Raw genomic sequence first — 17,301 nt, 5'->3', positions numbered from 1 at the left:
CGGCGCGGGCCCTCAGCCGTTTCCCTCGGCGGCCACCGCAGCGACGGGGGCGGTGGCGCGGTCCCAGAAGGCAGCGGCGATGTCGTCGAGGTCCATCAGGCGCTCGACCGCTTCGGGTGACAGCGGCAGCGGCTTGCCCGCACTGTCGCCGACGCCCTCCCAGGCGGTGACGGCGTGGCGGGCGAGCGCCTTGACCAGGAAGGCGAAGGACAGGCCGCGCGACATGTCGGGGTCGAGGTCCGGGTCGGCGATGCGAGTTGCGGCGACGCGACGCGCGGCGGCGGCCTGCGCGGCGGCCATGACCGCCGTGGTCACGGGCCGGATCTCGACGCGCACGCCGCGGGGGAGGTCGAGCCAGTACGGCTCGGCCGGCAGGTCGAGGGTGAGCATGGAAATTTACCCCTCCATGGGTTATGTATTTTGCAGAAACCAAGGAGCTCCCCGATGACCGAGCCCATGCTCAAGGTCCCGGCGGCCGAGGCGCAGCGGAACTTCGGCCTCTATCAGGACAAGGCTCTCACCCAGCCGGTCGCCATCACCCGGAACGGGCGGCCGCGCACCGTGCTGCTCTCCATCGAGGAATATGAGCGCCTCAAGCGCCGCGACCGCGAGGTGATGCGCAGCGAGGACATGCCGCAGGATCTGGCCGAGGCGATCCTGAAGGCCGAACCGCCGGAGGAGAGCAAGCGGTTCGATCATGAGGTCCGATAAGCCGACGCTGCCGGTTATCGGCGATGTGATCCGTTACGCGTATCTGTGGAGCCACGAGCACGCGGCCGGTCGCGAAGAGGGCAGCAAGGATCGGCCGGCGGCCGTGGTCGCCCTGCTGCGCGGCGAGAACGGTCGTGACGAAGTGGTGGTGTTCCCCATCACCTCGACGGCGCCCGTCGAGGACGGAGCCGGTGTCGAGATCCCAGCTGCCACCCGAGCGCGGCTCGGGCTGCAATCGGAGCCGTGCTGGGTGGTGGTGACAGAGGCGAACGTCTTTGCCTGGCCGGGGCCGGATCTCCGTCGCCCGGACACCGGCGAGAATGATTTCGTCTATGGTAGCCTGCCGCATGCGCTGATGGCGACGATCCGGCAGGCCTTTGCGGCGTGGCGCGCCCGGAAAGGTGCGCGAACGATCCGGCGCACGGAATAGCCGTCACGCGTATCCGGCTGCGGCCTGTTGGTTCTTGAGCACGGCCGTCATCATGCGCGTCGCCGTCGCATTGAAGGTCGCGCGGAACTCGAAGCTCGCCTCGACCCCTCCCGGCCCTTCGACCGGCGTCTTGGCGAGCGCCAGGTAGACCTCGTGCAGCGTGAAGGTCAGGCTGCGATTGGCGTCAATCGCATAGCTGAAGGCGAACTCCGCCGGCGCGTTGTCCTGCGCCTGGGTGAGCAGTGTGGTGTCCGCGAAGCGCGCGGTGATCTGGCCGGTGGCGCGCGCAATGCCGGGATCCACGCCCTCCACCTTTCGATCGGCGCGGATGGTGCGCACCATCTCCATGCCGTTGGCGTAGGTCAGCCGTGCGCCCGTCACCTGGGCGAGCGCGGAGCCGTTGCGGGTGACCGCCCCCTGCGCCTTGTTGAAGGCGGTGTAGGCGGCGCTGGTCGGCGTGCCGCCCGCGCTCGCGGCACCGCGCGTCGAGCCCTGCCCCATCAACCCGAAGGTCGCGGTGGCAGGGCCGGTGGGCGAGAAATCGATCTCCAGCGTGTCGGCCCGCACCCCGGTGCAGAGGTCGTAGTTCGGCACGTCGGGGTAGCCGATCTCGATGCTGTTGGACGGCAGTGCGGCGGCGCCCGAGCCAAAGCTGTGGATGAAGTTCGGGCTGGTGCCGGTGGTGGTCGGCGCACCGAGCAGCAGGCGCAGCCAGTGGCCGATGTTGTTGAGGTCGACCGGCACAACCGCCTGACCCTGCACGGTGACGGTGTCGAGGAAGGGGGCGGCCGGATCGCGGCTGCTGCCGACGCCGATGACGTCAGCATCGAGCAGTGGCTGCTCGGCGCCAAGGTCGCAGGACAGGAACGGCATGCGCAGCCAGTCCCCCGCGGGCGCGGTGCCGTAGGTCGCCTCGGGGATCATGAGCAGACGGCAATTGGCGCCGATGGCACGGGGCATCGGGGATCTCCGGGATCAGCGAGAGGAGGAAGCGTCAGGCCAGCGGTGAGCCGGCGACAGTGAAGAACAGCGTGACAGGGACCGAGGCAGCGCGGGCCGCGGCGCCACCCTCGAACTCGACGTCCTCGAAGCCGGGCGCACCGGGCTGCGCCCATTCCACCGCGCCGCCGAGGGTGCGGTCGGCGGTGATCGCGGCGGCGATCGCCACCAGCAGGGCGTCAAGCTGAGCGTTCCTTGCTGCTGGCGTCGCACCGGCGACGGTGACCTCGACCTCGGCGCGATGCTCGATCGCCCAGGCGAGCGGCGACAGGATCGCCGTCTCCTCGACCGTCTCGCCGTCGCGGATGACGACCAGCCCGCCCGGCGGCAGGCGCTGCGGCAAGGTCTCGCCGCGCAGGAGCAGCGGCGCTGGATTCCTGCCGGCCAAGGCTGTGGTGAGCTGGCCGTGCAGCGCCGCGATGGCAGCCTCCCGCACGCTCATGGCGCCGCCCTCCCGCTCTCGCGCTCCCAGGCCGCGACGAAGCGCCCCGGCAGCCGGCGCAGGCCGCGCTCCGCCGCACCCTTCACGTCCAGCCGCTTGGCGAGCTTCACCTGCGGCAGGAGCAGGAACATCGGCACCATGCCGCGGGCGAGCATGCCGCGCGCCCAGGCCTCGCGGCCCTTGCGATTGCCGGTGCCGATCTCGGTGAGGCCGCCGGCGACGAGGCGCGTCCGCCGACGCCGGCCGGCCTGCTCGCCCTGCCGCAGCGGTAGGCACCACAGGAAGCCCCGTCCCGACTGGAACGGCCGTAGGAATGCCTGGCCGGAGGCGACCATCTGCATCGGCGTCACCCGCAGGCCCTTCTCGCCGCGACCCCTGCGTCCCCGTGCCGCATTGAAGCCGGTCGGGATCGCCAGGAACTTTCGCCCGCCCTTGGCGCGGATCAGTGCGCCGCGCTCGAAGGCGTCGATGACGTTGGGCACCTTGGTCCAGACGAGCCCGGCGGGGCGGAGCGACTGCCCCGAGCGCGGAAACACCTGCGAGCGCCAGGCATGGGCGATCCCCCGCGCATTGCCGCCGAAGCTGCTGGTGACCTGCCGCCGCAGCTCCTGCTTGACCTGCTCGGTCTCGGCGCGGATCGCCGTCATCGCCGCGCGCTCGCCGGCACGGACCTCGGCCGCAAGGACCTGGCGCAGATCGCCGACGATGCGGGCGGCGAGCCTCACGGGGTGCCGCTGCCGGGCGGCAGGCCGGTGCGATGGCGGATGATCGCCACGGCCAGGTCATGCAGCGCAGCCTGACCGAGGTAGCCGAACACGAAGGCAAAGAGGAACCGGCCGTACTCATTGAACTCGAGGAAGCCGCCGAGGGCATAACCTGCGCTGCCGACCAGCGCGGCGGAGGGCACCTCCCAGGCGAGGCACCAGCCGAAGCGGCGGCGCTCCGGGTTGTTCCAGCGCACGAACCCGCCGGCGAGGCCGGCCGCGGCGCCGAGCAGCAGGTCGCGCAGGATCTCCAGCAGGGTGAGAGCATTCTGCGGCATGGGGTGGGGCTCCTATCGCTGGCAGAGCACGCGCCAGGCGGTGCCGGAGGCGTCGCGCTCGGCGTGGCTGACGGTGAGCAGATCCGGGCCAAGGCCGAAGCTGTCGCCGGCGGCGACGTCGGGCAGGGCGGCGATGGCGACTGAAAGGATGTCAGTCGCGGCAAGGATCTCGGTACCGAAGGCGTCGGCGACACGGTCGGGCGAGGAGCGCAGGACGCGGATACTGACTGGCGCTCCCGTGCCGCCCTGCTGATAGACGGCGTCGACCCCAAGGTTCGCATCGGCGACCAGCGCCCCCATCGCGTCGGCGAAGGCGCTCATCGCCCGCAGGCTCCGCGGATGCGGGCGCGCAGATCGCCATAGTCGTCGATCATGCGCGCCAGGACCGATCCAGTGGGCAGCGCCGTCAGTTCCTCCGCGGCCTGAACCTGCACAGCAGGGGAATACGGCACCAGCGCGAAGCAGGCCGGCTCAGAACCGACCGGAGCGCAGGCGGTCAGCAGCGCCATCAGCGCGATACTCGGCAGATGCCGCATCGGCTCTCTCCCTTGCCTGCAGGGCATCGCGTGCTGCCTGCTGTTCCGCCTCGGCGCGACCCCGCCGTCGGCCGACGGCCAGCAGGGCGAGCACCGCGCCGGCGCCCGCGAGGGCGGCCGCGACCCAGCCGCCCATGCGGGACCACAGGGCGGCGAACAGCGCGGTCATGCGGGCTGCCGCAGGCGCCAGAGCAGAACGCCGAGGATGGCGGCGAGGATCACCGCGATGGCGACCATCGGCGCCAGGCCGCCGAGCGCCTGGATGGCGGGTGCCGCCTGGGCGGCGACGGTCGCCATGCCGGCCACACCGACGGCCATGGCTCCACGGCCGGTGCCGGTGGTGGTGGCGACCTGCCGCAGCGTCGCCGGAGCGGGCGGCGGCACGCCAGCCAGGGTCAGGGCGCGGTCGATGACGCCGGCCGGATAGGCGAGCCCGGCGCATTCATGGGCGATGATGGCCTCGACCATGGGGCGGAGCTGGTCGTGCCGGTGCAGGTCGACCGGATCGTCGGCGCCGACCCCCACGCGCCCCGCCACCACCGCGACATAGGCGCCGGTGTCGTTCTCCCGGGGTGGTGCCCAACGGTCGATGATCCGCCGTACCGTGCGCAGGCCATGGCGGTCGTGGTAGGTGGTGAGCAGGGCGGCCAGGGCGCGGATGCCATGCTCGTGGCTGACGAACCGGCAGAAGCGCCCGTCCGAGGGCGGTTCGGCGAGCCCCTGCCATTTGTTGGCAGGGACATGCTCGATATTGCCGGGGTTGCGGTTGCGATAGCCCCGTGTGGCCTTGGGATCGATGCGGCTCATGCGCCGCTCGCCGGAACGCGGGCCAGCATCACCCGCACCGTGGCATCGGCCGCCAGTGCGGCGACGGTGCAGAGCCCGACCTGGAAGTTGCCGGTCGCGGTGGTGGTGATGCGGCGGTTGGTATTGTCCCAGAACACCCGCACACCCTGGCTGATGGCGAGCGCGGGCTCCTTGGTCAGCTCGAACTCGCCGCGGGTCTCGCACTCGACGCTGGCGTTCTGCGCGGCGTCGGAGGCCGCGACGCCGAAGAAGGCGCCGACCAGCATGCCCTGGCCGGAGAAGATCCCGCCGGCATAGGGCACCACCATCGGGATGGAGCGCGCGTCGGGGCGGATGCAGTTGCGCATGAGAGGGTCTCCTGAAACGCCGAAGGCGCCCCGCAGGGCGCCCTCGACGGAGCTGCTGCGTGGTGGGAAGGATCAGGTGCCCGGGTTGAACCAGGCGCCGCGCCAGTCGATGGCGCCGACGCCGAAGTCGAAGATCACGCTGACCTCGACGCCGTCCGCGCCCTGTACCGGGCCGGTGGTCACCTGCGGCCCCTCCGCCCCATTGAGATAGCCGTAGACATAGACCGGTGCAGCGACCGGGTCGGAGAACAGGTACCAGCGGTTCGCCTGGATCAGCGGCTCGAGGATCGGCTGCACAAAGCCGGCAAAGACGTTCGCTTTGCCGATTTCGCTCGCCTGCACCACCACCGTCGCCTGGCGGGCGGCGAGTTCGAGGTTCGGCCCGACCAGCAGCCGCATGGTCTGGCCCATGGAGATCGGCAGGCCATCCAGCGTGCGCTGCTTCATGATGGCGGTGCGACCAGCGCCGATGGTCGAGGTGTCGAGCACCGTGCCGGTGCTGGCCTTGTTGGCGCGTGCCACACCGGTGGCGAACACGGGCGCGCTGCCGGTGGTCAGCGTCGGGCCGTCGCCATTGGCGCTGTTCACCAGCTGGTAGGCCGTGGCGTTCTCGAACTCGGCGACGCGCCGGCCGATGGCGGCGGCGAAGTCCGTGAACGCGCCGAGGTCGTCGTTGACCAGCATCGGCCGCGTGACGCGGATACGCCGCGCGAAGGTCTGCAGCAGGACGATCTCCTGGCTCTCGGACATGGTGCCGACCTGGATCTCGCCGTTCTCGGCGAGGGGCAGCAGGGTCGGGAAGTCGCCGATGCGCAGGTGCCGGTGCGGCTTGAAGTCGCGGAAGTCGCGGCGCAGGAAGATCTGGCGATAGGTCGGCTGCGCCGGCTGGTAGGCGGCGAGCAGCATCTTGTTGGCCGCCGCCGCGAGTAGCAGCGGGAAGTCCGAGCTGGTGTGGAAGGCGCGCTCGGCCAGGAGCGTCGGGTTGCGGGGCACGGCCCGCTCGCCGCGAGCCCGCAGCAGTTCGCCGATCATGTCGGAGGGGCGCCAGCCCATGAACTCGGCGTGGCGGCCCGAACGACCATTCTCCCCTTGGGGCTGGTAGCCCGGCATGGCGCGGGCGGCGAGTGCCTCGGCCATGGCGTCGAGGATCTGCGCCGGGTCGTCGTGGCCCGGGCCGGTTTCGGGGCGGGCGGGGATGGAAGGACGCGGGCCCTGCGTCACCAAGGCGTCGAACAGGGCGCGACGGGCCTGGTCGCCGGTCCAGCCCTGGGCGATGGCCTCGGCACGGATTGGGGTGATGCGCTCGGCCGGCAGCAGCGCGCGGGCCGCCTCGACCGCGGCATCGATGCCGGCGATGCGCTCGCGCTCCGCGCGCTGGGCTTCCGCGCGCACGGCATCGAGATCGGGCGCGGCGCGGGTGGGCTCGGGCGTGGTAGTCACGGTGGGCGGCTCCTGGGGCGGGGTGGCGGGCGGCGCGGACGGCGCCGGCGCGGCCGGGGTCTCCGGCGTCGTCTCGGGCATGGTGGTGTCCTCGTCAGGCAGGGCGGGTTCGATTGCGATGGCGGGCGCGCCCTGCGGCGCCTCACCACGCACCGCCGCATCGCGGTCCACCGGGACCGGCACGACGGAGATCTCGAAGGGCTCCCAATCCACCGCGCGATGGACGGTCTCGCCGGTGGCGGCATCGGGCCGCGGCTCGTAGCGGTGGACGCGATAGCCGACGCTCACCGCCCGCAGCGTGCCATCGGCGATGCGCTGCCAGATCGGCTCGACGTCGGCGGCGGCCGAGAACTGCAGCGTGGCATAGCCGCGGCCGCGCTCGAGGCGGGCGGCGACCACCCGCCCCAGCACATCCCTGGCACCGCCGCGGCGATGCGTGTCGAGCACCGGGGCGCGGCCGGAGCGGAGCGCATCCATCCGCACCGCGTTCGGCGACATCTCCAGCTCCTCGGTGATCAGGCCGAGAGCGGGCACGAAGTTGCGGGCGCGCGCGCCGGTGCTCCACACCACCTCGACGGTGCGCGCGGCGCGATCGACGGTGGCCGGCGTGGTGATGGCGCGCTGGGCGACGATCGACTGCCCAGCGGTGGGAAGTCGATCCGGCGCAGCAGCGTGCTCCGGCGCGGCATCGCTGCCGCCCGGTTCGATAACCTCAGTCATGTGGATATCCCTGGGGAAAAGGTCGGGATGATCTGTGGATGAGCGGCGCTCAGCCCCGCGCCGCCTGGCTCACGGGTGCCTCCCGCAGTGGAGCTGCCGCGCCTGTCGCTGCGATCTCGATCGCGGCCAGCTGCGCCGCGTCCTGCGCCGCGCCGGACTTCGCAACCCGGCGCGGATCGGTGTCGAGGGAAATGCCTGCCTCGTCGAGCAGGGCGTTGGCCTCGCGGATCATCTCCACCGCCGCGCGGAAGTCGTAGCCGAAGGCCCCCGCCGCCTCCGGCTGCGGCACGAAGCCGGCGCGGACCTGGGCGATCAGGGCGGTGGTGTCCTTCAGCGGGTCGATCATCTCGTGCGCCGGCGGGACGTGGCTGACGCCGTCCAGCATGTCGGCACCCCACAGCCCGAGCAGCGCGCCCTGCTGGTGGAAGCGCTCCGCGATGGGCCGCACCAGCATCGGGATGAGCATGCCGTACTGCACCTGCTCGCAGAGCCGGCGGAACTCGATCTTGCCGGCGCGGAGCGAGGAGTAGTTCGCCTGGGTGAGATCGCCCGAGACCTGGTCGTAGGTCAGGCCCGCGCCCACAGCCGCCGCCTCGAGCGCACGGCGGGCGAAGGCGGTGTGCGATCCTCCCCCACTCGGGTTCACCACCTCCACCGAGCCCATGCCGCGACGATAGAGGATCATCCCCGGCTCGAAGCTCTCCACCGCGCGACCCTGCGCGTCGCGGAGCAGGCCGGCGGCGGCGCCGGTCAGCGCCTCGTCGCCTTCCTCGGTGACGACCGCGGCAAGGCACGCCTCGATCTTCGCCTTCATCAGCAGCGCAGCCTCGTAGTCGCCGAGGTCGCGCAGGCGGAGCAGCACTGGGGCGAGCCAGGAGACGTCGCGCAACTGGCCGGGCCTGCGCTTGCGATAGACGTGGAGCACCTCTGACGCGGGGATCCGCTCGCTGCTCTGCCAGGTGGCGCCCGGCAGGATCCAGGCGGCGCCGGGGTGCACGCGGTGCAGCCAATAGCCGATCGGCTCGCCGGCCTCGCCGAGGGCGATGCCCTGGATGGTCACGGCGCCGTCGACCATGCCGTTCCGTGCCGCGTCTAGGTGGTCGCTCTCCAGCACCTGCAGCCGCAGCCCGATCGGGTTCGCCGGTGAGGGCTGCACCATGTGGAAGCGGACGAAGCATTCGCCGCTCTCGACAACGGCACGCATGGCCAGCGCCTGCAGGCCGTAGAGATCCAGCCGCCCCTCGGCATCACAGGCGGTGCTCTCCGCCCAGCGCTGCCACGCCCGGCCGTGCGCATCGTCGGGCCAGCGGGTGGTGATGCCGGCACCGACGGCGTTGCCGGTCCACAGGTCGACGATGCGGCTGGCATAGGGATCGTTGCGGACGGCATCGCGGGCCCGCCGCGCGACGGTCGCCGCGGCCATGCCGACCTCGGCGTTGGCGCTGCCACCGGAGGGCGCCCAGGCCGAGGCGCGGTGGTCCTGCGCGGCGGCGTAGCCACGCAGGACATTCCATGCATCACGGAGACGGCCCATCACCTGCTTCCCTCGCGCGAGAAGCTGGCGAAGGTGACGCTGGGGCGGCGCACGGCGCTGTTCTCCGCCGCGTGCAGCACCGCCAGCGCCCGCCCGATTTCATCCAGCGAGCGGTATTCGACTGTGCGGCCGTCGAAGGCGACGCGCGTGGTGCCACCCGTATACGCCGCGGCCAGCACTGCCGCGCGGCTGCCGGCCGGCTGCGCCAGCGCCCAGGCGAGAACGGCCGGGTCCATCACGCGGCCCTGAGCGTCGGCAGGGGTGCCGCGGCGTTCACCAGATAGGACAGCCCGCCCGGCGGGTTCGGCATGATCGGCAGACCGGCCTGGTGGCTCAGCGACGCGAAGAACCCGTTCTCGCTGCCGGTGGTGCCGCCTCCGGCGCCACCATCCGCCGCGGCCGAGCCGAGCAGCAGCGCGTTGCCACCGCTGAAGGCCTGGGTGGAGGTACCGCGCACCGAGGGCGCCCCGGAAAAACACAGCAGCAGCCACCAGATGCCGGCCGGGATCCAGCGCGGCTGCGCGAAGGGGCAGAGTGCGTTGCCGGCCGCAGTCGTATCGGCGTCCGCTGTCGGCTCTTCGATGAGGCGCCCGGGACGCCCCGTTCCATCGTCGACAGCCAAGGCCATGCGCAGAAGGCCCGCTGCGCCGGTCGTCACGCTGATCGCCATGGCCGAGAACAGCCCCGGCCGCGCCAGCACGTAGGGCACGCAGTAGAGCCGGCTCGCGGCCATGGCGACGGCGCCGCCGACCGCGCGCGCATGCTGCGAGGCGTAGAACCGCCCCGACACGTAGGGCAGCATCGCCGGCGCCGGCGGCAGCAGGTAGTGCTGGAACAGAGCGGTCATGCGAGGGGCCGGATGCCGAGGGTGATCAGGCGTTCCGCCGCCTGGTTCACTGGCGCGGCGGTAAGGCCCGAGCGCAGGCGCAGCCAGCGCCAGCCGAGCAGCAGCGTCGGCGCAAGGGTTAGCGCGCGACCGGCAGCGACCGTCAGCACCACCTCATTGCCGAGATGGTCGTAGAGATCCGTCCAGGCCGCAGGCTCGCCCTCGTCGAGCGAGCCCTGCAGGGTGAGCGGGGCATCGGTCCAGGCGGCGGGCAGCAGCAGCAGGCAGACGCCGTAGCCGACGCTGGCGACGGGCCCGCTCAGCGCCTGGCCGGCGGCGATGCTGGTGCGCACCGGGACGATGACGGTCATGGAGATCTCCAGGTTCAGCGCAGCCAGCCGGCGCGCGGGGCGAGCCAACCACGCGGGCGATGGGCGCTGGGTGGTGTTGCGGGCGTCGTCAGTTCGGCCCGCGGCGGCGACGGCGGAGCGACGTTCCCAGCGGTGGGAAGCTCGCTCGGCCGCAGCGGGGCATCGGCGATCTGGTCCCGCAGCTGCTGCCAGAAGCGCTCGCCGTAGCGGTCGGCGCCGAGCAGCCAGAGGGCGGCGCGGGCGAGCACGGCGCAGTCCAGCGCTTCATTGCGTTCCCTGAGCTTTGCCCATTCCTGCCGCGCGAATCCGCGGCGATCCTTGGTGGTGCGCAGCTGCTCGGCGACCAGTTGCTTGACCCACTCCGCCTCGATGCCCCGGGGCAGATGCACCCAGCCGGGCGGCACCTCCTCCGCGTCGCCGCGGCCGAGCCACAGCCGGCGGTATAGATCGGCCTTCCAGGTGGAGACGGAGACGGTCCAGAGCTTCAGGCCGCGCCGGAGCTTCCGGCCGTCGACCAGCGCATCCACCGGCGTCGGGCCCTGGACGGGCTGCGCCCGGTTCCAGCCATCGACGCCCTTGGTCGGTGCGATGCGCGGATCGCGCAGCCGACGCAGATGGCCATAGACGGCGGCGGTGTCGCGGCCGCCGGTGTCGACGCAGAGGCGGGCGATGCGCATGGCACCGCCGCTACCTTTGTCGTCCCTTTGGCGCGGCCAGTCGCGCGCGAGCAGCTTCGCCAGTTCGTCCCAGGTCTCGCGGTCGCGCGGGCTGCCCGGGATCACCATGTGGTCAACGAGCCAGGAGGAGAACCCCTCCGCCCAGCCCCAGACGTCACACTCCAGGCGGTCGTCCTGGACGTCGACGCCGGCGGTGAGGACGAGGGCGCCCGTAGGCACCACGCCCATGGCAAAATCTTCGCGGCGCTCGACCAGGCGTTCCCAATCCGGCGCCTCGCCCTGCTCCTGCCAGGTCTCGCCGAGCACCGTGTTCTTGAAGGTCTTGATGTCCTCGGGCTTGCCCTGGGCCGCCTCCCAATCCCGGGCGATCTGCGCCCAGGACAGCCAGCCCACCGGCGAGTACAGCGCCGAGATGTGGAAGCCGATCGTGTGCGGATCCTGGCCCTCAGCCGTCGCGCGCCATTCCCCGCCGCCGAGCATCGCGGTCTTGTCGTGCTCCTGCATCGGGTGGTCGCAGGCGGTGCAGTGATACCGCGCTGTCTCGGGCGCCCCCTTGTCCCAGAGCAGGCGCTCGAAGCGCAGCCACTGCATCTCCCCGCAGGCGGGGCACGGCACGAAGAACCGGCGCTGGTCGGAGGCTAGGTACTCCCGCTCGATCCGGCTGCGGCCGGCGATGGTGGGCGTCGAGACCAGGAAGGCCTTGCGCCGCCAACCAAAGGTCCGGGCGCGGGCCTCGGCGAGTGCGATCGGATCACCTTCGCCGGCGACGTCGCCGGGATAGGCATCGACCTCGTCGAGGAACAGGAACCGCGCCGTCATCGACCGCAGCCCGACCGCGCTGTTGGCCCCGGTCAGCACCAGGATGCCGCCGGGGAATTCCTTCGACAGCATGGTGTTGCCGCTGTCGCGAGCCCGCGCCGGGGCAACCCGCTCCCGCAGCGCGGGCGTTTCCTCCAGCAGCGGGTCGATGCGCTGGCGCGAGAAGCGCTTGGCCAGTTCCACGGTCGGCTGCACCGCCAGTGCCGGTGCTGGCACATGGTGCATGATGTAGCCGAGCCAGTTGTTGCCGCTTTCCGTGGCGCCAACCTGGGCGCCCTTCATGAAGACGACGCGCCGGGCGGGATGCACCGCCGACAGCGCGTCCATCACGTCCTTCAGATACGGCGTGCGGCCGGTCCGCCAGGGGCCGGGTTCGGCCGAGGCGCGGCTGCCGAGCATGCGGTGTCGTTCGGCCCATTCCGAGACGGTGAGCTGCGGCGGCGGGCGCAGCATGGCGCCGACGCGCCGGCGCACATGCTCACGGCTGCGGAGACCGATCCCCTCCGAGGCCTGCTGGATCGAAGCGATCGGCCGCCTCCGTCAGCAGGTCGTTGATGTGGCTCTGCAGGATGGTCTGCAGCAGATGCGGGTCGACGCCGAGCTCGGCGGCGATCAGGCCGGAGATGCGCGCCGGCCAGTTCAGCAGCGCGTCGCGCATCGTGCTGCCGATCTCATCGAGCGCGGCGTTGGCCTCGGTGACATCGACCAGGCGGCGCTTGGTCTCATCCAGCGAGAGGCGCTGCGCTTCGACCTTCAGGGCGAGCTGCGCGACCTTCAGCCGGGCGAAGGGCGTGCCCTCGGCCCCAGCACCGCTGGCCAGGGGCGAGCGCGCGGGGTCGGCGGTCTCCACCAGGCGACGGCGGGTCTTGTCGATGTCCCACTGGCCATCCGGCTCGCGCGCGATGCGGCTGGTCTGCTCGGCCTTGCGCAGCGCAGTTTCGGTGACGCCGATGCGGCGCGCAGCCTCGCGCGTGGAGGGGGTCAACTCGGGCATGGCGGCGGACCTCCCGCCGCGCGCGTGGTCGGATAGGTCAGCGCGCCGCGCGCGCTGTCAGCATTCGCGCTGCGGTGCGCACAACCGAGGTGAATGACGAGCATTCGGGCGCGGATTTCTGTGGGCAATCCGCGTCGCGCTGTGCGACATCACCTCGACCATCGAGGGCCGACGAAGATGCTGCAGCCAAGCGCACCGAAGGACATCGAGAAGATGGTCGAAGCGACGGCGAAGGCGATGGCGCTCGCCGAACATCGCTGCGGCACACCGCGCATGGTGAAGCTCTACCTCGACGATGCCAGGAAGGTGCTGCTGGACGTCGCCAAATCGGCGAAGCGCCAGAAATGGACAATCGAGGAGCTGATCCTTGCCCTTGATCCGCCGAAGCCCAAGCCGAAGCCCTGGGAGAAGTACGCGGACCCGCCGCGGCGCGGCGGGCCCTGATCGCGGCGCCGGCGGCGTCAGTCGGCGATGCGATAGATGCTGTAGCTGCCGCGGGCGCCCTCCTTGTTCGGGCCGACCTGGCGGATGCGCTCCAGCACCTGCACCTCGATCCCCTGCCGCTTCTTCAGGCCAGCGAAGAACCCGCGGACCGTGTGCTGCTGCCAGCCGGTGGCCTCGCAGATCTGCGCGATGGTCGCGCCCTCCTCGCGGCGGAGCATCGCCAGCACCGTCTCCTGCTTGGTGCCCTCGCGCGGCTTGCGCGGCGCGCCGGGCTCACGCTGCGTGCGGGCGGGCTTGCCGGCGAGCAGGGTGCGCAGGGCTTCCATCGGTGCGTCGAGGGCGCCGATCATGTCGCCGTCGCGGTTCGCTTCGTCATCCCAGGCCGCGAGCACCGTCGCGGCGGCGTCGCGCAGGCCGGTCCGCGGCGTGGCGGTGCGTGCCGCCAGGGCCTGGTCCAGCAGGGCCGCCTCCGCCGGCAGGGCGGGGTAGAGGGCGGCCTCCGGGTTCGCCGCGGGGGTGTCCTGCGGCGTGGCGTCGGGCGCCACCGTGGGCGCCGTGTCGGGCACGCTGCCCTCGATGCCCGAGCAGTCGGGCTCGCCGGCCGCCGCGTCGCCCTCGTTCGGGTCGATGCCGATGGCGCCCAGCCCCTCGTCGGTGATGCGCGCCACGATCCAGGTGCCGTCCTCATCCTGCCGCCAGCCGAGCCCGACATGCTCCCGCGGGGCGTTGATCTCGGTCAGCAGGTTGTTCTTGATCAGGCTGCGGAACACCGCGTTGCGTGCCGCGGCCGGCAGGGTCTTCGGCGCGCGGGCGAGGCCCATCTCGTGCTGCGCGGCGGCGCTCAGGATCACGCGCTGGCTGTCGGAAAGCTTGGTCATCGTGGTGGTCTCCGGTTCCGGGCGCCGACCATCGGCCCCTACTGCCGGGAGCCCCGCCGGCTCTGCCGGTCGGGGCGGTGCGGGAGTGATCCGCTTCAGCAGGCGTATTCGCCGCGGCGGAAATGCTGGTCCGCGATGTCCTTCAGCTTCGCGGTGGCGTCGGAAAGCCAGGCGGCTTCGCCCCAGAGCACCGTCTCGGGATCCGCGCCGAAATGGTCCGCGCTGGCCTGCTGGAGTTCGGCGAGGAGGGCGTCGAATTCGGCCTTCTTCGCCAGGAAGGCGGCCAAGCTGCTTTCCTGGTTGCGGGCGGCGCGGGCTTCGCGGTCGGTCATGCTGGTCTCCGTCGTGGTGCAGGGCATCCCCTGCGTGTGACGGACCATTCGCGCTGTGCCGCGCACGAGCCAAGCAAGATGGAGCGGCGCGGAATTGCTATGATTCGGCGGTGTGGATCACATCATGATCGATGATGCCGCGAGCTGCAGCGACGTCGGCAAAGATGCGATCATCGCCCTCCAGCACGGCGGCCTCGCCGGTGGTCTCCTGCCAGCGCCGGACGATCACGTCGGCATAGGCTGGATCGATCTCCAGCAGCACGGCGCGCCGCCCGGTGCGCTCGGCTGCGATCATGGTCGTGCCCGAACCGCCGAAGCAGTCCAGCACCGTGTCGCGCGGCTTGCTGCTGTTGCGGATGGCGCGCTCAACCAGCGCCACCGGCTTCATGGTGGGGTGCAGGTCGTTCCGCGCCGGCTTGTCGAAGTGCCAGACATTCCCCTGGTCGCGCGCGCCGCACCAGTAATGCTGCGCGCCAGCCTTCCAGCCGTAGAGCATCGCCTCGAACTGCTGGTGGTAGTCGGCGCGGCCGAGCGCGAAGGTGTTCTTCGCCCAGATGATGGTGCTCGACCATTTTCCGCCTGCCTCCTGCCAGACGCGATGCAGCGTTGGCCATTCCGAGGAGGACATGCAGACGTAGCAGGCGCCCTTGGTGACCGAGAGCAGGTTGGCCAGCGCGGGGCGGAGGAACTCCGGGAAGCCGCCGCCGAGTGCGTCGTTGGCGATGGTCATGCGCGCAGCCGTGCCGCCCTCGTAAGCGACATTATAGGGTGGATCGACGAAGCCCATGTCGGCCAGGTGGCCGGCGCCGAGCGCGCGCTGCACGTCCTCAGCTTTCGTGGCGTCGCCGCACAGCAACCGGTGGACGCCGCAGCGCCAGAGGTCGCCGGTCCGGGTGATCGGCACCACGGGCGGCGGCGGAGCGTCGTCGGCGTCGTCGCCGAGGCCGGCATCAGCCGCGGCCAGCAGTCGGTCGAGCTCCATGCCGGAGAAGCCGAGCACATCGAGGTCAACCACCGCCTCGTCGCGGATGCGGGCGATCTCGGCGGCGAGCAGCGCCTCGTCCCAGCCGGAGTTCAGCGCGATTTGGTTGTCGGCGAGACGCAGCGCCCGCGCCTGCGCCTCGGTGAGGTGCGCGAGGCGGATCGCCGGCACCGCCGCCATCCCAAGGCGCTTCGCGGCCATGACGCGACCGTGGCCCGCAACCAGCACGCCGGCGGCGTCCACCAGCACGGGGTTCACGAAGCCGAACTCGACGATGGAGGCGGCGATCTGCGCCACCTGGTCATCGGAGTGCGTCCGCGCGTTCTCCGCGTAGGGGACCAGCGCCGCGACGGGGACGGTCGTCACCTGAAGCTCAGGCTGCATCGGACAGCGCCTCCGCCCGCTCTGCAGCCACGGCGTCGTAACCTCGGCCGTCGCCATCCAGCGTGACGTTCAGCTCGGGGAACAGCATGCGGTAGCGCGCGATGGCGAGGTCGACATAGGCCGGCGCGAGCTCGATCGCCCGCACCTTCCGGCCCGTCCGCTGCCCGGCCAGGATCGTCGTGCCGGAACCGGCGAAGGGCTCGAACACCGCATCGCCGAGATTGGCGTAGGCCTGCAGAAGCAGTTCCGGCAATGCCACGGGGAACACCGCGGGGTGCTCGGTTTCGATCCCCCGCCCTTTGTGGCGCGTGATGCGCAGCACGCTGTCGGGAATGCGCATCTCCTGCACCGGCAGGCCGATATGGGTGTAGGCTTTCACCTCGCCGTCGGCGGCGCGCAGGCCGCTGCCCTTGTTCGGCGTGCCGGCCCATTTGCAGGGTACAATCTTGTTCGGTGCGCGGGCCTCGCGGTTGAAGTGGAAGACCAACTCGAAGGCCGGTGCGAGGCGGCCGTTCCAATCCCCCGGCAGGCCGGGCCCCTGGTCCCAGGCGTAGAGCCCGAAGCGGCGCCAGCCCTGTGTCCGCATCCAGTCGAGCCAGCCCTGCCAATACGGCTGCCATTCTCCGTCGCGGTGGATCAGGCCGAGGTTCACCAGCACCTGGCCGTCGCCGCGCAACGCGCCGGAGGCAACAGCGAAGACGCCGCGCATCAGCGCATCCCAGTCCAAGACGCCGCCCGTGGTGTAGGCGCGCTGGTTGCCGTAGGGCGGGGAGGTGAAGAGCAGCGCCGCGCGGTCCCCGCCCATGGCGCGGGCGACCGACGCCGCATCGGTGCTGTCGCCGCAAAGCAGGCGGTGCTCGCCGAGCAGCCAGAGATCGCCCGGCCGGGTGACGGCCTGGCGCGGCGGAGCCAGTTCGGCGTCGGCCGGATCATCTTCCGCCTGCGCTTCCGTCTCCGCCGCGCCATCCCCGCCCCCCTGGATCGCGGGTGCCGACAGGGCCTCGGGCGCATCGCCATCGGACACGGCCTCTCCAGCCGCCGCGAGGATGTCGTCGAGCTCCGCGGCCGAGAAGCCGAGTGCCGCGAGGTCGAGGTCAGGCGCGGCCTGCACCGCGGCGAGCGCGTCGCGCAGCAGCGCCTGGTCCCAGGTCGCGTTCTCCGCGATGCGATTGTCGGCGAGCCGAAGCGCCTCCTTCTGCGCGGCAGACAGATGCCGCAGCACGATCGTCGGCACCTTCTCGATGCCGAGCGCGACGGCGGCCTCAAGCCGGCCATGGCCGGCGATCAGCACGCCAGCATCGTCCACCAGCAGCGGATTGGTGAAGCCGAAGGCCAGCATGCTGGCCTTGATCTGCTCGATCTGCGCGGCGCCGTGCACGCGCGCATTGCCGGGATGCGCACGCAGCTCCGCCACCGGGCGTAGCAGGATCTTCGCTGCCATCCAGGGGAGCGTCATCGGGCCATCCGGAATCAGGGTGGGTGCGAACCGTGCGAACCGCGGCTGCGAACCGACGCAGCCATGGTTCGCAGCTAAGCGATTGAGATCAGGGCCGAAGGGTGCGAACTGCGAACCATGTTTCGGAGCA

General features: G+C 71.5%; 24 protein-coding genes. 3 read left to right on the top strand and 21 right to left on the bottom strand.

The genetic code is table 11. From position 1 onward, the window contains the following. Positions 1–12 precede the first annotated feature (12 nt). On the bottom strand, positions 13–390 hold the full coding sequence (locus tag GXW76_RS05085) for a hypothetical protein (protein WP_211860907.1): 378 nt from the start codon (positions 388–390) through the stop codon (positions 13–15). A gap of 54 nt (positions 391–444) precedes the next feature. On the opposite strand from GXW76_RS05085, the gene GXW76_RS05080 reads away from it, so the two are divergent. Together GXW76_RS05080 and GXW76_RS05075 are read left to right on the top strand one after the other, a co-directional pair. Next, entirely contained in the window at positions 445–711 is a 267-nt protein-coding gene (locus GXW76_RS05080; RefSeq protein ID WP_198369754.1) for a type II toxin-antitoxin system Phd/YefM family antitoxin, read from the top strand. Continuing rightward, positions 698–1,141: a hypothetical protein gene (locus tag GXW76_RS05075; protein WP_211860906.1), complete on the top strand. Its 444-nt coding sequence runs from the start codon at positions 698–700 to the stop codon at positions 1,139–1,141. Before GXW76_RS05080 ends, GXW76_RS05075 begins: the two co-directional genes overlap by 14 nt. A 3-nt stretch (positions 1,142–1,144) precedes the next feature. On the opposite strand, the gene GXW76_RS05070 is transcribed toward GXW76_RS05075, so the two are convergent. The 16 genes from GXW76_RS05070 to GXW76_RS04995 all read right to left on the bottom strand — a co-directional run bounded on the left by GXW76_RS05070 (position 1,145) and on the right by GXW76_RS04995 (position 12,695). Beyond that, positions 1,145–2,101, bottom strand: a complete 957-nt coding sequence (locus GXW76_RS05070; protein WP_211860905.1) for a phage tail tube protein — start codon at positions 2,099–2,101, stop codon at positions 1,145–1,147. Between the two features lie 34 nt (positions 2,102–2,135). Then, the gene (locus GXW76_RS05065) at positions 2,136–2,582 is read right to left on the bottom strand and encodes a hypothetical protein (protein WP_211860904.1); all 447 of its coding nucleotides are present in this window, start codon (positions 2,580–2,582) and stop codon (positions 2,136–2,138) included. Further along, positions 2,579–3,307, bottom strand: a complete 729-nt coding sequence (locus tag GXW76_RS05060; RefSeq protein WP_211860903.1) for a DUF6441 family protein — start codon at positions 3,305–3,307, stop codon at positions 2,579–2,581. Before GXW76_RS05060 ends, GXW76_RS05065 begins: the two co-directional genes overlap by 4 nt. Beyond that, entirely contained in the window at positions 3,304–3,624 is a 321-nt protein-coding gene (locus GXW76_RS05055; RefSeq protein ID WP_211860902.1) for a phage holin family protein, read from the bottom strand. Before GXW76_RS05055 ends, GXW76_RS05060 begins: the two co-directional genes overlap by 4 nt. Before the next feature lie 12 nt (positions 3,625–3,636). After that, positions 3,637–3,945 (bottom strand): head-tail joining protein, encoded by a 309-nt coding sequence (locus tag GXW76_RS05050; RefSeq protein WP_211860901.1) that lies wholly within the window; start codon positions 3,943–3,945, stop codon positions 3,637–3,639. Then, a complete protein-coding gene (locus GXW76_RS05045) occupies positions 3,942–4,133 on the bottom strand; it encodes a hypothetical protein (protein ID WP_211860965.1) in 192 nt (63 codons plus the stop codon). The genes GXW76_RS05050 and GXW76_RS05045 overlap by 4 nt, the downstream gene beginning before the upstream one ends. Further along, complete coding sequence (locus GXW76_RS05040; protein WP_211860900.1) at positions 4,096–4,329, bottom strand: hypothetical protein; 234 nt, start codon at positions 4,327–4,329, stop codon at positions 4,096–4,098. Before GXW76_RS05040 ends, GXW76_RS05045 begins: the two co-directional genes overlap by 38 nt. Beyond that, complete coding sequence (locus tag GXW76_RS05035; RefSeq protein ID WP_211860899.1) at positions 4,326–4,967, bottom strand: structural protein; 642 nt, start codon at positions 4,965–4,967, stop codon at positions 4,326–4,328. Before GXW76_RS05035 ends, GXW76_RS05040 begins: the two co-directional genes overlap by 4 nt. After that, positions 4,964–5,314 carry a DUF2190 family protein gene (locus tag GXW76_RS05030; protein ID WP_211860898.1) on the bottom strand — a complete coding sequence of 117 codons (351 nt, stop codon included), beginning with the start codon at positions 5,312–5,314 and terminating at the stop codon, positions 4,964–4,966. Before GXW76_RS05030 ends, GXW76_RS05035 begins: the two co-directional genes overlap by 4 nt. A 72-nt stretch (positions 5,315–5,386) precedes the next feature. Continuing rightward, complete coding sequence (locus tag GXW76_RS05025) at positions 5,387–7,474, bottom strand: prohead protease/major capsid protein fusion protein (RefSeq protein WP_211860897.1); 2,088 nt, start codon at positions 7,472–7,474, stop codon at positions 5,387–5,389. A gap of 49 nt (positions 7,475–7,523) precedes the next feature. Further along, positions 7,524–9,008: a phage portal protein gene (locus GXW76_RS05020; RefSeq protein ID WP_211860896.1), complete on the bottom strand. Its 1,485-nt coding sequence runs from the start codon at positions 9,006–9,008 to the stop codon at positions 7,524–7,526. Then, the gene (locus GXW76_RS05015; protein ID WP_211860895.1) at positions 9,008–9,244 is read right to left on the bottom strand and encodes a phage head-tail joining protein; all 237 of its coding nucleotides are present in this window, start codon (positions 9,242–9,244) and stop codon (positions 9,008–9,010) included. The genes GXW76_RS05020 and GXW76_RS05015 overlap by 1 nt, the downstream gene beginning before the upstream one ends. Next, positions 9,244–9,855, bottom strand: coding sequence for a hypothetical protein (locus tag GXW76_RS05010; protein ID WP_211860894.1), 612 nt, complete (start codon positions 9,853–9,855; stop codon positions 9,244–9,246). The genes GXW76_RS05015 and GXW76_RS05010 overlap by 1 nt, the downstream gene beginning before the upstream one ends. Then, a complete protein-coding gene (locus tag GXW76_RS05005; RefSeq protein WP_211860893.1) occupies positions 9,852–10,205 on the bottom strand; it encodes a hypothetical protein in 354 nt (117 codons plus the stop codon). Before GXW76_RS05005 ends, GXW76_RS05010 begins: the two co-directional genes overlap by 4 nt. A 14-nt stretch (positions 10,206–10,219) precedes the next feature. Continuing rightward, positions 10,220–12,154 carry a phage terminase large subunit family protein gene (locus GXW76_RS05000; protein WP_211860892.1) on the bottom strand — a complete coding sequence of 645 codons (1,935 nt, stop codon included), beginning with the start codon at positions 12,152–12,154 and terminating at the stop codon, positions 10,220–10,222. A gap of 25 nt (positions 12,155–12,179) precedes the next feature. Then, a complete protein-coding gene (locus GXW76_RS04995; RefSeq protein WP_211860891.1) occupies positions 12,180–12,695 on the bottom strand; it encodes a hypothetical protein in 516 nt (171 codons plus the stop codon). A gap of 177 nt (positions 12,696–12,872) precedes the next feature. Between GXW76_RS04995 and GXW76_RS04990 the strand changes: the two genes are divergently transcribed. Further along, positions 12,873–13,139 (top strand): hypothetical protein, encoded by a 267-nt coding sequence (locus GXW76_RS04990; RefSeq protein WP_211860890.1) that lies wholly within the window; start codon positions 12,873–12,875, stop codon positions 13,137–13,139. A 17-nt stretch (positions 13,140–13,156) separates the two neighbouring features. Here the strand turns inward: GXW76_RS04990 and GXW76_RS25615 are convergent, their stop codons facing one another. The 4 genes from GXW76_RS25615 to GXW76_RS04970 form a co-directional block, all read right to left on the bottom strand. Beyond that, positions 13,157–14,017 carry a DUF3489 domain-containing protein gene (locus tag GXW76_RS25615; RefSeq protein WP_246513932.1) on the bottom strand — a complete coding sequence of 287 codons (861 nt, stop codon included), beginning with the start codon at positions 14,015–14,017 and terminating at the stop codon, positions 13,157–13,159. 95 nt (positions 14,018–14,112) lie between these two features. Continuing rightward, positions 14,113–14,349 (bottom strand): hypothetical protein, encoded by a 237-nt coding sequence (locus GXW76_RS04980; protein WP_211860889.1) that lies wholly within the window; start codon positions 14,347–14,349, stop codon positions 14,113–14,115. Positions 14,350–14,446: 97 nt separating this feature from the next. After that, positions 14,447–15,715 (bottom strand): site-specific DNA-methyltransferase, encoded by a 1,269-nt coding sequence (locus tag GXW76_RS04975; protein ID WP_211860888.1) that lies wholly within the window; start codon positions 15,713–15,715, stop codon positions 14,447–14,449. Next, positions 15,705–17,171: a site-specific DNA-methyltransferase gene (locus GXW76_RS04970; protein WP_211860887.1), complete on the bottom strand. Its 1,467-nt coding sequence runs from the start codon at positions 17,169–17,171 to the stop codon at positions 15,705–15,707. The genes GXW76_RS04975 and GXW76_RS04970 overlap by 11 nt, the downstream gene beginning before the upstream one ends. Positions 17,172–17,301 lie beyond the last annotated feature (130 nt).

Source organism: Neoroseomonas soli (assembly GCF_018129065.1).
Lineage (GTDB): Bacteria > Pseudomonadota > Alphaproteobacteria > Acetobacterales > Acetobacteraceae > Neoroseomonas > Neoroseomonas soli.
This window is presented reverse-complemented; position numbering and strand designations above follow the sequence as displayed.

Bases quoted from the DNA above. Each gene is read 5' to 3' on its own strand.
- GXW76_RS05085 (WP_211860907.1), bottom strand. From the start codon at position 390: ATGCTCACCCTCGACCTGCCGGCCGAGCCGTACTGGCTCGACCTCCCC.
- GXW76_RS05080 (WP_198369754.1), top strand. From the start codon at position 445: ATGACCGAGCCCATGCTCAAGGTCCCGGCGGCCGAGGCGCAGCGGAAC.
- GXW76_RS05075 (WP_211860906.1), top strand. From the start codon at position 698: ATGAGGTCCGATAAGCCGACGCTGCCGGTTATCGGCGATGTGATCCGT.
- GXW76_RS05070 (WP_211860905.1), bottom strand. From the start codon at position 2,101: ATGCCCCGTGCCATCGGCGCCAATTGCCGTCTGCTCATGATCCCCGAG.
- GXW76_RS05065 (WP_211860904.1), bottom strand. From the start codon at position 2,582: ATGAGCGTGCGGGAGGCTGCCATCGCGGCGCTGCACGGCCAGCTCACC.
- GXW76_RS05055 (WP_211860902.1), bottom strand. From the start codon at position 3,624: ATGCCGCAGAATGCTCTCACCCTGCTGGAGATCCTGCGCGACCTGCTG.
- GXW76_RS05050 (WP_211860901.1), bottom strand. From the start codon at position 3,945: ATGAGCGCCTTCGCCGACGCGATGGGGGCGCTGGTCGCCGATGCGAAC.
- GXW76_RS05045 (WP_211860965.1), bottom strand. From the start codon at position 4,133: ATGGCGCTGCTGACCGCCTGCGCTCCGGTCGGTTCTGAGCCGGCCTGC.
- GXW76_RS05040 (WP_211860900.1), bottom strand. From the start codon at position 4,329: ATGACCGCGCTGTTCGCCGCCCTGTGGTCCCGCATGGGCGGCTGGGTC.
- GXW76_RS05035 (WP_211860899.1), bottom strand. From the start codon at position 4,967: ATGAGCCGCATCGATCCCAAGGCCACACGGGGCTATCGCAACCGCAAC.
- GXW76_RS05030 (WP_211860898.1), bottom strand. From the start codon at position 5,314: ATGCGCAACTGCATCCGCCCCGACGCGCGCTCCATCCCGATGGTGGTG.
- GXW76_RS05025 (WP_211860897.1), bottom strand. From the start codon at position 7,474: ATGACTGAGGTTATCGAACCGGGCGGCAGCGATGCCGCGCCGGAGCAC.
- GXW76_RS05020 (WP_211860896.1), bottom strand. From the start codon at position 9,008: ATGGGCCGTCTCCGTGATGCATGGAATGTCCTGCGTGGCTACGCCGCC.
- GXW76_RS05015 (WP_211860895.1), bottom strand. From the start codon at position 9,244: ATGGACCCGGCCGTTCTCGCCTGGGCGCTGGCGCAGCCGGCCGGCAGC.
- GXW76_RS05010 (WP_211860894.1), bottom strand. From the start codon at position 9,855: ATGACCGCTCTGTTCCAGCACTACCTGCTGCCGCCGGCGCCGGCGATG.
- GXW76_RS05005 (WP_211860893.1), bottom strand. From the start codon at position 10,205: ATGACCGTCATCGTCCCGGTGCGCACCAGCATCGCCGCCGGCCAGGCG.
- GXW76_RS05000 (WP_211860892.1), bottom strand. From the start codon at position 12,154: ATGCTGCGCCCGCCGCCGCAGCTCACCGTCTCGGAATGGGCCGAACGA.
- GXW76_RS04995 (WP_211860891.1), bottom strand. From the start codon at position 12,695: ATGCCCGAGTTGACCCCCTCCACGCGCGAGGCTGCGCGCCGCATCGGC.
- GXW76_RS04990 (WP_211860890.1), top strand. From the start codon at position 12,873: ATGCTGCAGCCAAGCGCACCGAAGGACATCGAGAAGATGGTCGAAGCG.
- GXW76_RS25615 (WP_246513932.1), bottom strand. From the start codon at position 14,017: ATGACCAAGCTTTCCGACAGCCAGCGCGTGATCCTGAGCGCCGCCGCG.
- GXW76_RS04980 (WP_211860889.1), bottom strand. From the start codon at position 14,349: ATGACCGACCGCGAAGCCCGCGCCGCCCGCAACCAGGAAAGCAGCTTG.
- GXW76_RS04975 (WP_211860888.1), bottom strand. From the start codon at position 15,715: ATGCAGCCTGAGCTTCAGGTGACGACCGTCCCCGTCGCGGCGCTGGTC.
- GXW76_RS04970 (WP_211860887.1), bottom strand. From the start codon at position 17,171: ATGACGCTCCCCTGGATGGCAGCGAAGATCCTGCTACGCCCGGTGGCG.